Genomic DNA, 14,820 nt, shown 5'->3' on the forward strand with positions numbered 1-14,820 from the left:
TTTTGAACACCTACAAGGAAATGGAGGTGACTCTCCATGGAGGGTCCCGAGATTCAGTACGCAGAGGCCGTCATTGACAACGGCCGTTATGGCAAGCGCGTCGTCCGCTTTGAGACCGGCCGCCTTGCCCAGCAGGCCGCCGGTTCCGCGATGGTCTACATCGACGAAGACACCGTCATGCTTTCGGCCACCACGGCGGGCAAGCACCCGCGTGAAGGCTTCGACTTCTTCCCGCTGACCGTTGATGTGGAAGAGCGCATGTACGCCGCCGGCCGCATCCCGGGCAGCTTCTTCCGCCGCGAGGGCCGCCCCTCCACGGACGCCATCCTGGCCTGCCGCCTCATGGACCGCCCGCTGCGCCCCGCCTTCAAGAAGGGCCTGCGCAACGAGGTCCAGATCGTCGTCACCATCCTGGCGATCAACCCGGACGTGCTCTACGACGTGGTGGCAATCAACGCCTCCTCCATGTCCACCCAGCTCTCCGGCCTGCCGTTCTCCGGCCCCATCGGCGGCGTCCGCGTTGCCCTGGTCGACGACGGCAAGGGCGCCCAGTGGGTTGCCTTCCCGAAGCACTCCGAGCTGGAAAACGCCGTGTTCAACATGGTGGTGGCCGGCAAGGTCACCGGCGACGACGTTGCGATCATGATGGTCGAGGCTGAGGCCACGGACAACTCCTGGAACCTCATCAAGGAACAGGGCCACACGGCCCCCACCGAAGAGGTTGTGGCCGAGGGCCTCGAGGCCGCCAAGCCGTTCATCAAGGCCCTGTGCGACGCCCAGGCCGACCTGGCCGCACGCGCCGCCAAGCCCACCGTCGAGTTCCCGGTCTTCCTGGACTACGAGGAGGACGCCTATGCCGCCGTCGAGGCAGCCGCGGCCGTCAAGCTGGCAGCGGTGTTCTCGATCGCCGACAAGCAGGATCGCGACAACGCCTCCGACGCCTTGAAGGACGAGACCGTCGCCGCCCTGGCCGCGGACTTCGAAGGCCGCGAGAAGGAGCTGTCCGCAGCCTTCCGCTCCGTGACCAAGCAGGTCATCCGCCAGCGCATCCTCACCGAGCAGGTCCGCATCGACGGCCGCGGACTGACGGACATCCGCCAGCTCACCGCCGAGGTCGAGGTCCTGCCGCGCGTGCACGGCTCCGCCATCTTTGAACGCGGCGAGACCCAGATCCTGGGTGTCACCACGTTGAACATGTTGAAGATGGAACAGCAGATTGACTCGCTGAGCCCGGTAACGCGCAAGCGCTACATGCACAACTACAACTTCCCGCCGTACTCCACCGGTGAAACCGGCCGCGTGGGCTCGCCCAAGCGCCGCGAAATCGGCCACGGCGCCCTGGCAGAGCGCGCCATCATGCCGGTGCTGCCCTCGCGTGAAGAGTTCCCCTACGCCATCCGCCAGGTGTCCGAGGCGCTCAGCTCCAACGGCTCCACCTCCATGGGTTCCGTTTGCGCATCGACCCTGTCGCTGCTCAACGCCGGCGTGCCCCTGAAGGCGCCGGTTGCCGGCATCGCCATGGGCCTGGTCTCCGACCAGGTGGACGGCCAGACCCGCTACGCCGCCCTGACGGACATCCTCGGCGCCGAAGACGCCTTCGGTGACATGGACTTCAAGGTTGCCGGCACGTCAGAGTTCGTCACGGCCATCCAGCTGGACACGAAGCTCGACGGCATCCCGGCCTCCGTGCTGGCCGCCGCCCTGAAGCAGGCCCGCGAGGCGCGCCTGCACATCCTCAGCGTCCTTAACGCCGCCATCGACGTCCCGGACGAGCTCTCCGAGTTCGCGCCGCGGGTCATTGCGGTCAAGATCCCCGTTGACAAGATCGGCGAGGTCATTGGGCCGAAGGGCAAGATGATCAACCAGATCCAGGAAGACACCGGTGCCGACATCTCCATTGAAGATGACGGAACCGTGTACATCGGTGCGACGAACGGCCCCTCCGCGGATGCCGCCCGTTCAGCGATCAACGCCATCGCGAACCCGCAGGTTCCGGAAATCGGTGAGCGTTACCTGGGAACCGTTGTCAAGACCACCACGTTCGGCGCGTTCATTTCGCTCACGCCCGGCAAGGACGGACTGCTGCACATCTCCGAGCTGCGCAAGCTCTCCGGCGGCAAGCGTGTTGACAACGTTGACGACGTGGTCTCCGTCGGCCAGAAGATCCAGGTGGAAATCACCAAGATCGACGACCGCGGCAAGCTGTCCCTGTCCCCGGTTGTTGCCGAGGAAGAGACCGCCGAAGAAGCAGTTGCCGAAGGCGTTGCTGAATAGTTCATGGCAATTACCCTTTTGCCGCTGACCTCCGCTGCCGACGGACTGGCGGATTCAGGATCCTCGCTCATCTCGGGCACGGCGGGCGGCGCAGCAGTGCGCCGTTCCGTCCTGCCCGGGGGTGTGCGGGTCCTCACCGAGTCCATGCCGGGGCAGCGAAGCGCGACAATCGGCTTTTGGGTCGGTGTTGGCTCCCGGGATGAAACCGAGGGCCAACGCGGCTCGACCCACTTCCTTGAACATCTGCTGTTCAAGGGCACCCTGCGCCGGACAGCGCTGGAAATCGCCTCCGCCTTTGACGAGGTGGGCGGCGAATCCAACGCGGCCACGGCCAAGGAAAGCACCTGCTACTACGCGCGGGTGCTCGACACCGACCTGCCCATGGCCATCGACGTCATCGCCGACATGGTCACCTCCGCCGTGCTGGACCCGGCCGAGCTGGAGCAGGAACGCGATGTCATCCTGGAGGAAATCGCCATGGACAGCGACGACCCCACCGACGTCGCCCACGAAAAGTTTGTTGAGGCCGTCATGGGCCGCCACGCCCTGGGACGCCCCATCGGGGGAACGCCCGAGGCCATCAAGGCCGTCCCGCGCGACTCCGTCTGGGCGCACTACCAAAAGCACTACCGGCCCGAGACACTCGTCATCACCGCCGCCGGCGGCCTTGACCACGACGCCGTCTGCGAGCACGTCCTCTCCGCCCTGCGCACCGCCGGCTGGTCCCTGGACGACGGCGTCGCCCCGGCTCCGCGCCGCGACTCCGCCCCCGCCGCCATCACCGGCACGGCCGGGCTGCACGTGGTCGCCCGCCAGGTGGAGCAGGCCAACATCATCATCGGCTGTCCGTCGCTGACGGCCACCGACCCCCGCCGCTACGTCATGAGCGTGTTGAATTCCGTCCTGGGCGGCGGCATGTCCTCGCGGCTGTTCCAGGAGATCCGCGAAAAGCGCGGCCTGGTCTACTCCACGTATTCCTTTGCCTCCTCCTACGCCGATGCCGGCTACTTTGGCATGTATGCGGGCTGTTCGCCGCTAAAGGTCGGCCAGGTCATCGGCCTGCTGACGGCCGAGCTGGAGAAACTGGCGGCCGACGGGATCACCGAGGCTGAACTCGCCAAGGCCCTGGGCCAAATGTCCGGCGGGATCGTCCTGGCCCTTGAAGACACCGGCTCGCGCATGTCACGTCTGGGCCGGGCGGAACTGGTCTCCGGCGAATTCCTCGACATCGACGAGACCCTCGGCCGCATCCGCGCCGTCACCACCGCGCAGGTGCGTGACCTGGCCCGTGAACTCGCCGCCGCGCCCCGCACCATCACCGTGGTGGGCCCCTTCGAGGAATCCGAGACCTTCGGCCTGTAGCCGCCTGCCGTGGCGGGCGCGGTTACCCGCCGGCGAACGGCGGCAGGACGTCAACGACGTCGTCCGGGGCCAGCTCGGCGGCGAGGTTCCGCTGGGAGATCTCATTGACCAGGAAGCTGCAGCGGGTCAGCAGCTCGGACAGCGGGGGAGTGCTGGGTGAGGCCGACACCGGAAACGACGCCACCAGCAGCCTGGACAGCTCGCCCAGCGTGAAGGGGGCCGCGCCCGCCACGGAGGCCACGTCCACCACCTGCTCCTCAACACCCGTGGCCGCCGCGGCGGCGGCAAAAAATCGTACGTCCATTCTCAGCCTCCTATGGCGCTCATGCTGCGGTCGGGTTGGACAAAGTCGGCATCGCCCAACCCCGGGTGGCCCATGCCGTGGGCCTTCGGCTTGGCCCACATGGCGTCCTGCCAGCGGGCGGCGACGGCGTCGTCGTCGTCCGGGGACGTGCCGGCACGCAACAGGGCCAGCAGGTCGACCTCCGTGCGGGAAAACAGGCAGCTCATCACCTTGCCTTCGGCGGTGATGCGGGTGCGGCGGCAGTCGGCACAGAACGGCTCGGTCACGGAGGCGATGATGCCCACAGTGCCCAGGAGTGCCGGCGAGCCCGGGTGCCGCACTTCAAAGCGTTCGGCGGGGGCGCCCTCCCGCGAGCGGGGGTCGGGCGCGAGCTCAAAGGTTCCGCCGAGCAGCCCGCGGATCTCGGCCGCTGTGATCATGCCGTCGCGGGTCCAGCCGTGGTCGGCGTCCAGGGGCATCTGCTCGATGAAGCGCAGCTCGTAGCCGCGGTCCAGGCACCAGCCCAACAGCCCGGCGGCGTGGCCGTCATTGACGCCGCGCATCAGGACGGCGTTGACCTTGAGGGGGCGCAGGCCCGCGGCGTCGGCGGCCTCGATCCCGGCCAGCACCTGGTCGAGGAACGGGCGGCGTGTCAGCTGCAGGAAGGCGTCGTGATGCAGGGTGTCCATGGAGACGTTCAGCCGCGTCAGCCCGGCCTCGGCCAGGGCCTGCGCCTTCCCGGCCAGCCCGACGCCGTTGGTGGTCAGCGAAATCGGCAGTGACGGGTGGTTGCGGCGCAGGGCCGCGATGATGTCCACGAGGTCCGCGCGCACCAGTGGTTCCCCGCCGGTCAGCCGCAGCTCGCGCACGCCCAGCCGCTCCACGCCCAGGCCCACCAGCCGCACAATCTCCGCGGCGGTGAGCAGTTTGGACTTCTTCAGCCACTCCAGTCCGTCCTCCGGCATGCAGTAGTGGCAGCGCAGATTGCACTTGTCCGTCAGTGAGAGCCGCATGTCCGAGGCAACGCGGCCAAACTGGTCCACCAGGCCCGAAAGGGCCGGCCGCGGAGCCGCGGCCGGCAGGCTGGCGGAGGCGGCGGCGGGAACCGCCGGCATGCCGAGTGTAATGCGTCCCGTGTCCATGGCTCCACGCTACGCCATGGGCGCCATTTGGGGGCAGGCGGCGCTTTGTGCCGGCCCCGAAACTAGACTTGTGGCATGGTGCCGGGCGGGTATTCGGCCCAAAGGAGGGATGCCATGGAGGCGCGTCGGTACTGGGCCTTGGCGGCAGTGGTGTGCACGGGCGTCGGGGTGGCGGCAGGCGAACTCGTCGCGGCGGTGCTCAGCCCGTCTGCGTCGCCGGTGAGCGCCGTGGGCCAGGGCGTGATCGGCGCCCTGCCCGGCGGCGTGAAGGAGTGGGCCATCCACCTGTTCGGCACCTCGGACAAGACGGTCTTCCTGGCCTCCATGGTGGTGGTCATGGCTGTGCTGGCCGCCGTCGCCGGGCTGCTTGAACGCGCCAGGCGCGGCCGTGGACTGGTGCTCATCGCGGTGTTCGGTGTGGCGGGCATCGTGGCCGTCGCGTCCCGGCCCGACGCCTCCAGCCTGGCCTTTGTGGCACCCGTGGCCGCCGGCGGGCTGGCGATGGCGCTGCTCGCCTGGGTCCGCGGCAGGCTCCTGCGGCCGGCCCCGCCCCGGGCATTCCAGGGGGAGCGCGGCGCCGGCCCCCGCCGGCCCGACGCCGCCCCGCCGCCGGGGCCCGCCGCGCCCGGCCGCTCCACGACCCGGCGCGGCTTCCTCGGCTACATGGGTGCCGGTGCGGTGGTCGCGGCGGCGGCCGGCGGTGCCGCGGTGGTGCTGCGCAGGGCGTCGGTGGCCGTGGCCGGGCTGCGCGCCAAGGTCACGTTGCCGCGCGCCCTCAAGCCCGCCCCTGCCGTCCCCGCTGCCGCCGTCCTGGACGTTGCCGGCCTCACCCCGCTCGTCACCGATCCCAACAATTTCTACCGGATAGACACGGCACTGGTGGTCCCGGCAGTGAATTCGGACACCTGGAAGCTGGCAGTGACCGGGCTCGTGGAGCGCGAGGTCACGCTGACGTTTGCCGAGCTGCTCTCCAAGCCCCTCGTGGAGCAGTACGTGACCATTGGCTGCGTCTCCAACGAGGTGGGCGGGGACCTGGTGGGGAACGCGCGCTGGCTCGGCTGGCCGGTCCGGGAGCTCCTGGCGGAGGCGGGCACCGTTCCCGGCGCGGACATGGTCCTCTCGCGCAGCACGGACGGCTTCACCGCCGGAACCCCGCTCGCGGCGCTGACGGACGCCCGGAACGCCATGATCGCCGTGGGGATGAACGGGGCGCCGCTGCCGCTGGTGCACGGCTACCCGGCCAGGCTCATCGTGCCGGGCCTCTACGGCTATGTCTCGGCCACAAAGTGGCTGGCCGAACTGAAGGTCACCACCTTCGCGGCGGACCAGGGCTATTGGACGCCGCTGGGGTGGAGCGCGCTGGGACCCATCAAGACGGCGTCGCGCATTGACGTCCCGCGCAACGGGGCGGACCTCGCCGCCGGCCGCTTCACGGCAGCCGGGCTGGCGTGGGCGCCGGAGCGGGGCATCTCCGCCGTGCAGCTCCAGCTCGACGGCGGACCCTGGCAGGGCGCGTCGCTCGCGGCCGCGCTGAACAAGGACACCTGGGTCCAGTGGCAGGCCCCCCTCACGCTCACGGCCGGCAGGCACCAGCTGAGGGTGCGGGCGCTGGACGGGGCCGGGGCCGTGCAGACCGGGGTCCCGGCACCGCCGGCGCCGAACGGGGCCACGGGCTGGCACACGGTGGAATTCACGGCGAGGTGAGCGGACTCGCCTAGGATGGGTTTACAGCGCGCCGCCGTGCGTGGTTCCGGGAGGAAAACTGATGCGTAGAACAGTCGCCGAGCACCAACAGGCCGTGCTCGAGGTCCTGGCCCGCGCCTGGAAGGGTGAGGCCGGCGCCCCCTTGCTGCACGACGCCGGAACGCGGGTTCCGCTGGCCGACGCAGCGGGCCGCGTGCTGGCCGCGGAGCTGCGCGCGCCCATTGACCTGCCGCCCTTTGCCAATTCCCAGATGGACGGCTTCGCCGTCTGGGCGGAGGCGCGGCAAGAGCAACCCAAAGACGTTGATTCTGCCACATCAACCGTTTACCGTGTCGCGGCGGCAATCCCCGCCGGCATCCTTCCGCCGCGGCTCGAAGCGGGCACGGCTGCCCCCATCATGACCGGTGCCATGCTCCCCGAAGGGGCCAACGCCGTGGTGCCCGTGGAGCAGGCGCACCCCGCGCATTTCCCGGCGGAAGGCGGGACCGTGGAACTGCCTGCCACCGCTCCGGGCACCTTTGTCCGGGCCAGGGGCAGCGACCTGCCCGCCGGCAGCGCCGCCATTCCTGCCGGGGCGCTGCTGAACGCGGCGCACATCGGGCTGGCCTCCGCGCTGGGCCGCAGTTCCCTGATGGTGCGCCCGCGCCCGCGCGTCCTTCTGGTGACCACGGGCGACGAAGTGCTGCTGCCCGGGGATCCCCGGGCTGCGGACGGCCTGCCGGAAGGCCGGATCTTCGACGCCAACATGGCATTGTTGCGCGCCAACTTGCAGCAGGCCGGCGTTGAGGTGGTGCTGGCCCCCGTGGTCCTCGACGACCCGCACGCGCTGCTGGAGGTGCTGGACGGCTACGTGGACACGGTTGACCTGGTCCTGTCGACGGGAGGCATCAGCGCCGGCGCCTTTGAGGTCGTGAAGCAGGCGCTCTCCGGCTTGGAGGTGGACTTTGTGTCGCTCGCCCTGCAGCCCGGCGGCCCGCAGGCACTGGGCAGCTACAAGGGCGTGCCCTTCATCGGCTTCCCGGGGAACCCCGTCAGCGGCGCGGTGTCCTTTGAACTGTTCCTGCGCCCCGCGCTGGCGCAGCTCCTTGGCGCCCCGGCGCCGCGCAGGCGCGTGCTGGCCGCACTGGAGCGCCCACTTTCCTCTCCTGCCGGCAGGTACCAGGTCCGGCGGGGCATCTACGAGGGCCCCGAGTACGAGTCCGCAGCCTCGGTGCGCGAGGTGGGCGGGCCGTCGTCGCACCTGCTGGGGGCACTTGCCCAGGCCAACGCACTCATCCACATCCCGGCGGGCGTCACGGAATTGCATGCCGGGGCAAAAGTGGAAGTATGGCTGTTGTGAGCAAGCCCCAGCCCCCCGAATTAACCCACCTGCGCCAGGACGGCACGGCGCAAATGGTGGATGTTTCCGCCAAGGCCGTCACCGTCCGGGAGGCCACGGCGGCCGGCACGGTGCACACCACCGCCCAGGTCATGGCCCTGCTCGGCGCCGGCGAGCTGCCCAAGGGCGACGCGCTGGCCGTGGCGCGGGTGGCCGGCATCATGGCCGCCAAGAAGACGCCCGAGCTCATTCCGCTGTGCCATCCACTGCCCATCTCCAAGGTCACGGTGGACTTTGACCTGGGCGCCACCGCCGTCACCATCAACGCCACCGTCAAGACCCGCGGCGTCACGGGAGTGGAGATGGAGGCGCTCACGGCCGTGTCCGTCGCCGCGCTGAGCGTGTATGACATGGTCAAGGCCGTGGACAAGCACGCGGTCATCTCCGGCATCCACGTGCTGGCCAAGAGCGGCGGCAAGAGCGGGGACTGGACGGTGGACGCCGGGGAAGCGGGACCAGGGGCCGGCGCCGGACCGTGGGCCGGGCCGGGAGCCAGGGCATGAGCGCCTGCGAGCCCGGCACGGGCCAGGACACGGCGGGCGTGGTCATCGCCTCCACCCGCGCGGCCCTGGGCGTGTACGCCGACAAGACCGGCCCCATCATTGCCGGCTGGCTGCGTGAACACGGCTTCGAAGTCGGCGAACCGGTGGTGGTGCCGGACGGCGCCCCCGTCGGCGCTGCCCTCCGCGCCCTGCTTGCGCAACATCCCGCCGTCGTGGTTACCAGCGGCGGCACCGGGCTGAGCCCCACCGACGAAACCCCCGACGTGACACTTCCCCTCCTGGACCGCGAGGTCCCAGGCATCATGGAGGCCATCCGTGCCGCCGGGCTGGCCAAAACGCCCATGGCCGCCCTCAGCCGCGGGCACGCGGGCCTGGCCGGGCGGACGTTCGTGGTGAACCTGCCGGGCTCGCCCTCCGGCGTCATGGACGGGCTGGCCGTGCTGGACCCGCTCCTGCCCCACATCTGCGAGCAGGCGGCCGGCGGCCATGGACACTAACGTTGAGGTGGTGGCCGCGCTGCTGAGCGCCGGGCCCATCTCCGTGGACGCCGCCATCGCGGCCGTCGAGTCCGACACCGCCGGCGCCGTGGTCAGCTTTAGCGGCATTGTGCGCAACCACGACGCCGGAAAGCAGGTGGCGCGGTTGTCCTACAGCGCCCATCCGCTCGCCCGGGGCGTCCTGGACGCCGTGGTGGCCTCCGTCACCGAAGGGGCCGCGGATCCGGACGGGCACCCCGTACGGGTCTGGGTGGCGCACCGCGTGGGGCCGCTGGAGATCGGTGAACCAGCCCTGGTCGCCGCCGTCGCATCCTCGCACCGGGCAGAGGCCTTCGCCGTGTGTTCGGAGCTGGTGGAGCGGATCAAGGCCGAGGTTCCGATCTGGAAGGAACAGTTCTTCGCCGACGGCACCGCGGAGTGGGTGGGCGCCGGCGCGCTCCCCGGCGAAGCTGCCGGGGATGACGCGGCGGACCACCCTGCGGACCACACTGCGGACAATCCGGGGACCGAAAGCCAGTAGTCTTAAAAGCATGAGTGAAATGCTGAAGGTGGCCGTGCTCGGTGCCAGGGGACGAATGGGAACGGCCGCCGTGGCGGCCATTGACGGGGCCGCCGGCATGGAGCTCGTGGCCGCGCTGGGCCGGAAAGACCCCCTGGACGTCCTGGTGGACAAGGGTGCGCAGGTCGTGGTCGACCTGACCGTCCCCGGCTCCACCGAGGCCAACGTCCGCTTCGCCGTGGAGCACGGCATCCACGCCGTGGTGGGCACCACCGGCTGGGACGCAGCACGCCTGGCCGCCCTGGCGGAACTGCTCGCGGCCCACCCCGAAACCGGGGTGCTGATCGCACCCAACTTCGCCCTGGGCTCCGTTTTGGCCACACACTTTGCCGCCAGGGCAGCCAAGTACTTCGAGTCGGTGGAGATCATCGAGCTGCACCACCCAGGCAAGGTGGACGCCCCGTCCGGAACCGCCCTGCGCACCGCACAGCTCATGGCCAAGGCACGGGCCGAGGCCGGCGTCCCGGCAGCGCCCGACGCCACGGAAACCGCCCTCGACGGCGCGCGCGGCGCGTCCGTGGACGGCATCCCCGTGCACAGCGTCCGCCTCGCCGGCCTGGTGGCCCACCAGGAGGTGCTGCTGGGCAGCCCGGGGGAGGCGCTGACCATCCGCCACGACTCCTTCAACCATGCCTCCTTCATGCCCGGGGTGCTGCTGGGCGTGCGCTCCGTGGGCGCCCGCCCCGGGCTGACCGTGGGCCTCGACGGCTACCTTGACCTTGAAGGCTGAGCGCATGCCAAAGGTAACCGGGCGGGGGATCCGCATTTCAAGGACCAAGATCTGGGTCGGACTGATCTGCCTGCTGCTGGTGTTTTACCTGGTGGTCATGCTCCAGCGTTCGTTCACGCTCATGTTCGTCTCACCGGAATGGCAGGCCAAGGCCCTGGGCGCGGCGTATTTTGTCATCCCGTTCGTGGCCGCATGGGCGCTCGTCAGCGAGGTGCTCTTCGGCGCCCGCACGGAGAAGCTGGCCAATGTCCTCGAAGCCGAGGGAGGGCTGCCGGAGGACAGGCTGCCGCGCACGCCCGGCGGCCGCATCATCCGTTCCGCCGCGGATGCCGAATTTGAAAAGTACAAGCTGGCGGCGGAGGCCGCGCCGGATGACTGGCGCTCCTGGTTCCGGCTCTCCTGCGCCTACGACGCCGCCGGGGACCGCAGGCGCGCCCGCAGGGCAATGCGCGACGCGATAGCGCTGTCCCGCCGCCCCCAACCCCAACTGTGACGCACTCGGTGCTGTTTGTGCGCGAATTTCCAGCAACCAGTGCGTCACAGATCCCGAAAGAGAGCGAAGGCGATGGCGAGCAGGACACACAACCCGGATGACGGGGTCGAACTCTCCTACGACGTGGCGGGGGAGGGGGAGCCCATCCTGCTCATCCACGGCAGCGCCCTCAGCCGTGCCATCTGGCGCGGATTTGGCTACACCAAGGCGCTGCGCGAAAACCACACCGTCATCACGATGGACCTGCGCGGGCACGGGCGCTCCGGCAAGCCCCACACGCAGGCGGCGTATGCCATGGACGTGCTCGTGGCCGACGCCCTGGCGGTCCTGGATGCCGCCGGCGCGCCGCGCGCCCACTTTGGCGGCTACTCCGTGGGGGCGCGGGTTGGCTTCTCGCTGGCCGTGGCCGCCCCTGAGCGCCTGCTCTCACTGACCACGCTCGCCGGCACCTTCCGCATCCAACCCGGCAGCGTCGGGAAGCTGTTCTTCCCCGAGTACGACGCCGCCCTCGGCTCAGGCGGGATGCCCGCCTTTGTGGCGGGCTGGGAAGCGCGCATCGGCGGACCGCTGGACCCGCAGACCAGGGCCGCCTTCCTGGGCAACGATCCCACCGCCCTGCGCGCCTATTTCCGCCAAACCGAGGCGGAGCCGGCCATCGCCGAGTCCGACGTGGCGGCCCTGGATCTGCCCGCGCTGCTCCTGGCCGGCACGGCGGACCGGGACCGGCTGGCCGACTCCCGGCGTGCAGCCGAGCTCATGCCCAACGCCCGGGTGGTGGAACTGCGGGGGCGCAACCACGGCACCACCCTCTTCCCCGCGCAGCCGATACTCGACGAATGGCTGCCGTTCCTGGCGGCTGCCCGCGCTCGCGGCGGCACCTGAGGCCCGCCGTTCCAAGGTTCGGGCACCGGCCGGCCCCTTCCGGTGGTACGGCCGTGGCTGCTCCGGGCCAACAGGGCCCGCCAGAGGCGTGCTGTGGGCGAAAATGCGGCCGGTCGGAGGGAAAGGCGGAAGGGGAGTCCGTCACCCGGCCGCCCTGCGAAGCCCGCCGGAGGGGATTTTGGCGAGGATGCCGGCAGTGGAGGCGGACCGTCCACGAAGTGGCGCCCGTTGAACGAAACCGCCGGAAAGCAGGTAACGTTTTACCCATGTCTGAACCTGATATTGCCACCCGCCCCTTCGGAACATTGGTGCCCGCCATGGTCACCCCCTTCACCGCCGACGGGGCTGTCGACTACAAGCAGGCCGCCGCGCTGGCCGCGAAGCTGGTCGACGGCGGCTGCGACGGCATCCTGGTCACCGGCACCACGGGCGAAACCCCCACCCTGACGGACGAGGAAAACCTTGGCATGTTCCAGGCCGTCCTGGACGCCGTCGGGGACCGGGCCCGCGTCATCGCCGGCACCGGCACCAATGACACGCGCCACTCCATCAGCCTGTCCCGGCGCGCCGCGGCCCTGGGCGTCCACGGCCTGCTGATCGTGACCCCGTACTACAACAAGCCCAGTCAGGCCGGCATCCAGGCGCACTTTGAGGCCATCGCGGACTCCACCGAACTGCCCGTCATGCTCTATGACATTCCCGGCCGGACCGGGGTCCCCATTGCCACCGAGACCATCATCAGGCTGGCCGACCACCCGCGCATCACCGCGCTCAAGGACGCCAAGGCCGACTTCAGCGCCACCACCCGCGTGCTGGCCAACACCGGCCTTGACGTCTACTCGGGCGACGACGGACTGACGCTGCCGCTCATGGCCGCCGGCGCCGTCGGACTGGTCAGCGTCAGCGCCCACGTGGCGCCGCAAAAGTTCCGCGCACTCATTGACGCTGCGGCGGCCGGCGACTTCGCCACAGCCCGCCGCCTCCATTTTGAGCTCGACCCGGTCATCAGGGCCACCATGGGCCACGTCCAGGGCGCCGTGGCGGTCAAGCAGATTCTCAAGTGGCAGGGAATCCTGCCCACCTCGGTGGTCCGGCTGCCCCTCGTGGAGCCGGACGAGGCCGAGATCGCCCTGATCAAGGCTGACCTTGCGGAAGCTGGAATGGAATTGTAACCATGTCCCAAATGACCGAGTCCGGGCTCCGCACCCCGCCCGCACTCGCACCGGACACGCTGCGCATAGTTCCCCTCGGCGGCATTGGCGAGATCGGCCGCAACATGACCGTCTTCGAAATCGACGGCAAACTGCTGATCGTTGACTGCGGCGTGCTCTTCCCCGAGGAGGACCAGCCCGGCGTGGACCTCATCCTGCCGGACTTCTCCTACATCGGGGACCGGCTCGAGGACGTGGTGGGCGTGGTGCTCACGCACGGCCACGAGGACCACATCGGCGCCGTCCCCTACCTGCTGCGCCTGCGCAACGACATCCCTCTCATCGGCTCCCAGCTGACGCTGGCCCTTGTCGAGGCCAAGCTCGCCGAGCACCGCATGCAGCCGTGGACGCTGACCGTCACGGAGGGACAGTTGGAGCAGTTGGGCCCGTTCCAATGCGAATTCGTGGCCGTCAACCACTCCATCCCGGACGCCCTGGCCGTGTTCATCCGCACCGCCGGCGGCACCGTGCTCCACACGGGCGACTTCAAGATGGACCAGCTGCCCCTGGACGGGCGCCGCACGGACCTGCGCCACTTCGCCCGCCTGGGCGAGGAGGGCGTGGACCTGTTCCTGGTGGACTCCACCAACGCCGACGTCCCAGGCTTCACCACCAGCGAGGCGGAGATCGGGCCCACCCTGGAGGTCCTGTTCGGCAAGGCCGGCAAGCGCATCATCGTGGCCAGCTTCTCCTCCCACGTCCACCGCGTCCAGCAGGTGCTCAACGCCGCCGTGCTGCACGGGCGCAAGGTGGCCTTCGTGGGCCGCTCCATGGTGCGCAACATGGCCATCGCCGCGAAGCTGGGCTACCTCAACGTCCCCGCCAACGTGCTGGTGGACCTGAAGGACGTGGGCAAGCTGCGTGATGACCAGGTGGTCCTCATGTCCACCGGGTCCCAGGGCGAGCCGATGGCCGCCCTCTCCCGCATGGCCAACGGCGACCACAAGATCGCGGTGGGCATCGGCGACACGGTCATCCTGGCCTCCTCGCTGATCCCCGGCAACGAAAACGCCGTTTACCGCATCATCAACGGCCTGCTCAAGCTCGGCGCCGACGTCATTCACAAGGGCACCGCCAAGGTGCACGTCTCCGGCCATGCGGCCGCCGGCGAACTGCTGTACTGCTACAACATCCTGCAGCCCAAAAACGTCATGCCCGTTCACGGGGAAACCCGCCACCTGATTGCCAACGGCAGGATCGCGCAGTCCTCGGGGGTACCGGCGTCCAACGTCCTGCTGACCAGTGACGGGGCGGTGATCGACCTGGCCGAAGGCCGCGCACGGATCGTGGGCCAGGTCGAGTGCGGCTTCGTCTACGTCGACGGCCAGAGCGTGGGGGAAATTACCGACGAGGACCTGAAGGACCGCCGGATCCTCGGCGACGAAGGCTTCATCTCCATCATCACCGTCGTCAACCGGTCCACCGGAAAGATCGTTTCCGGCCCGGACATCCACGCCCGCGGCGTCGCGGAGGACGACTCCGTCTTTGACGAGATCAAGCCAAGGATCGCCGCCGCCCTCGAGGAAGCCGTCACCGCCAGCACCGACCACACCACCCACCAGCTCCAGCAGGTGGTGCGCCGCGTGATCGGCACCTGGGTCAACCGCCGGCTCCGCCGCCGCCCCATGATCATCCCGGTGGTCCTCGAGGCGTAGCCCGTCCCAGCTGTGCCGCGGTAGTTGGGGATTTTCAGCAACTACCGCGTCACAGCTGCGTGGGACCGGATGGGGACTTTCGATGCAGCGCCTCTCCGCCACCGCCGGCGTTGGGAGCCGAAATCCGCGGACATGTGCGCCAAAGCG

13 protein-coding genes and 1 pseudogene are annotated in these 14,820 nt (G+C 69.6%); 12 read left to right on the forward strand and 2 right to left on the reverse strand.

Annotated features, from left to right (window positions below):
- Positions 1 to 36: 36 nt before the first annotated feature.
- Both G6034_RS09760 and G6034_RS09765 read left to right on the forward strand, forming a co-directional pair.
- Positions 37 to 2,274 carry a polyribonucleotide nucleotidyltransferase gene (locus tag G6034_RS09760; protein ID WP_176634918.1) on the forward strand — a complete coding sequence of 746 codons (2,238 nt, stop codon included), beginning with the start codon at positions 37 to 39 and terminating at the stop codon, positions 2,272 to 2,274.
- Between the two features lie 3 nt (positions 2,275 to 2,277).
- Entirely contained in the window at positions 2,278 to 3,636 is a 1,359-nt protein-coding gene (locus G6034_RS09765; RefSeq protein WP_176634919.1) for a M16 family metallopeptidase, read from the forward strand.
- Between the two features lie 22 nt (positions 3,637 to 3,658).
- Here the strand turns inward: G6034_RS09765 and G6034_RS09770 are convergent, their stop codons facing one another.
- A complete protein-coding gene (locus G6034_RS09770; RefSeq protein WP_176634920.1) occupies positions 3,659 to 3,940 on the reverse strand; it encodes a MoaD/ThiS family protein in 282 nt (93 codons plus the stop codon).
- A gap of 2 nt (positions 3,941 to 3,942) precedes the next feature.
- Positions 3,943 to 5,061 carry a GTP 3',8-cyclase MoaA gene (gene moaA / locus G6034_RS09775; protein ID WP_425485498.1) on the reverse strand — a complete coding sequence of 373 codons (1,119 nt, stop codon included), beginning with the start codon at positions 5,059 to 5,061 and terminating at the stop codon, positions 3,943 to 3,945.
- Positions 5,062 to 5,175: 114 nt separating this feature from the next.
- Here moaA and G6034_RS09780 point away from each other — a divergent pair, with 114 nt between their 5' ends.
- From G6034_RS09780 to G6034_RS09825, 10 genes and pseudogenes are all read left to right on the forward strand, one after another.
- Positions 5,176 to 6,765, forward strand: a complete 1,590-nt coding sequence (locus G6034_RS09780) for a molybdopterin-dependent oxidoreductase (RefSeq protein ID WP_246295594.1) — start codon at positions 5,176 to 5,178, stop codon at positions 6,763 to 6,765.
- Positions 6,766 to 6,826: 61 nt separating this feature from the next.
- On the forward strand, positions 6,827 to 8,104 hold the full coding sequence (locus G6034_RS09785; protein ID WP_176634922.1) for a molybdopterin molybdotransferase MoeA: 1,278 nt from the start codon (positions 6,827 to 6,829) through the stop codon (positions 8,102 to 8,104).
- A gap of 53 nt (positions 8,105 to 8,157) precedes the next feature.
- Entirely contained in the window at positions 8,158 to 8,646 is a 489-nt protein-coding gene (gene moaC / locus G6034_RS09790) for a cyclic pyranopterin monophosphate synthase MoaC (RefSeq protein ID WP_425485503.1), read from the forward strand.
- Positions 8,643 to 9,143, forward strand: a complete 501-nt coding sequence (locus G6034_RS09795) for a MogA/MoaB family molybdenum cofactor biosynthesis protein (protein ID WP_176634924.1) — start codon at positions 8,643 to 8,645, stop codon at positions 9,141 to 9,143. Before moaC ends, G6034_RS09795 begins: the two co-directional genes overlap by 4 nt.
- Positions 9,133 to 9,576 (forward strand): annotated as a pseudogene (locus G6034_RS09800) (molybdenum cofactor biosynthesis protein MoaE); the annotation flags it as partial. The gene G6034_RS09795 and the pseudogene G6034_RS09800, both read left to right, overlap by 11 nt.
- Before the next feature lie 97 nt (positions 9,577 to 9,673).
- Positions 9,674 to 10,432 carry a 4-hydroxy-tetrahydrodipicolinate reductase gene (gene dapB, locus G6034_RS09805; protein ID WP_176634926.1) on the forward strand — a complete coding sequence of 253 codons (759 nt, stop codon included), beginning with the start codon at positions 9,674 to 9,676 and terminating at the stop codon, positions 10,430 to 10,432.
- Positions 10,433 to 10,436: 4 nt separating this feature from the next.
- Positions 10,437 to 10,925: a hypothetical protein gene (locus G6034_RS09810; protein WP_176634927.1), complete on the forward strand. Its 489-nt coding sequence runs from the start codon at positions 10,437 to 10,439 to the stop codon at positions 10,923 to 10,925.
- Positions 10,926 to 10,997: 72 nt separating this feature from the next.
- Positions 10,998 to 11,807, forward strand: a complete 810-nt coding sequence (locus G6034_RS09815) for an alpha/beta fold hydrolase (RefSeq protein WP_176634928.1) — start codon at positions 10,998 to 11,000, stop codon at positions 11,805 to 11,807.
- A gap of 266 nt (positions 11,808 to 12,073) precedes the next feature.
- Complete coding sequence (dapA, locus tag G6034_RS09820) at positions 12,074 to 12,979, forward strand: 4-hydroxy-tetrahydrodipicolinate synthase (RefSeq protein WP_176634929.1); 906 nt, start codon at positions 12,074 to 12,076, stop codon at positions 12,977 to 12,979.
- Between the two features lie 2 nt (positions 12,980 to 12,981).
- Positions 12,982 to 14,673 (forward strand): ribonuclease J, encoded by a 1,692-nt coding sequence (locus tag G6034_RS09825; protein ID WP_425485499.1) that lies wholly within the window; start codon positions 12,982 to 12,984, stop codon positions 14,671 to 14,673.
- The last annotated feature ends 147 nt before the right edge of the window (positions 14,674 to 14,820 follow it).

It is taken from the genome of Arthrobacter wenxiniae (genome assembly GCF_013376105.1).
Lineage (GTDB): Bacteria > Actinomycetota > Actinomycetes > Actinomycetales > Micrococcaceae > Specibacter > Specibacter wenxiniae.

Coding starts and splice junctions, on each gene's coding strand:
- G6034_RS09765 (WP_176634919.1), top strand. CDS start 2,278: ATGGCAATTACCCTTTTGCCGCTGACCTCCGCTGCCGACGGACTGGCG.
- dapB (WP_176634926.1), top strand. CDS start 9,674: ATGAGTGAAATGCTGAAGGTGGCCGTGCTCGGTGCCAGGGGACGAATG.
- G6034_RS09770 (WP_176634920.1), bottom strand. CDS start 3,940: ATGGACGTACGATTTTTTGCCGCCGCCGCGGCGGCCACGGGTGTTGAG.
- moaC (WP_425485503.1), top strand. CDS start 8,158: ATGGTGGATGTTTCCGCCAAGGCCGTCACCGTCCGGGAGGCCACGGCG.
- G6034_RS09810 (WP_176634927.1), top strand. CDS start 10,437: ATGCCAAAGGTAACCGGGCGGGGGATCCGCATTTCAAGGACCAAGATC.
- dapA (WP_176634929.1), top strand. CDS start 12,074: ATGTCTGAACCTGATATTGCCACCCGCCCCTTCGGAACATTGGTGCCC.
- G6034_RS09785 (WP_176634922.1), top strand. CDS start 6,827: ATGCGTAGAACAGTCGCCGAGCACCAACAGGCCGTGCTCGAGGTCCTG.
- moaA (WP_425485498.1), bottom strand. CDS start 5,061: ATGGACACGGGACGCATTACACTCGGCATGCCGGCGGTTCCCGCCGCC.
- G6034_RS09760 (WP_176634918.1), top strand. CDS start 37: ATGGAGGGTCCCGAGATTCAGTACGCAGAGGCCGTCATTGACAACGGC.
- G6034_RS09825 (WP_425485499.1), top strand. CDS start 12,982: ATGTCCCAAATGACCGAGTCCGGGCTCCGCACCCCGCCCGCACTCGCA.
- G6034_RS09780 (WP_246295594.1), top strand. CDS start 5,176: ATGGAGGCGCGTCGGTACTGGGCCTTGGCGGCAGTGGTGTGCACGGGC.
- G6034_RS09815 (WP_176634928.1), top strand. CDS start 10,998: ATGGCGAGCAGGACACACAACCCGGATGACGGGGTCGAACTCTCCTAC.
- G6034_RS09795 (WP_176634924.1), top strand. CDS start 8,643: ATGAGCGCCTGCGAGCCCGGCACGGGCCAGGACACGGCGGGCGTGGTC.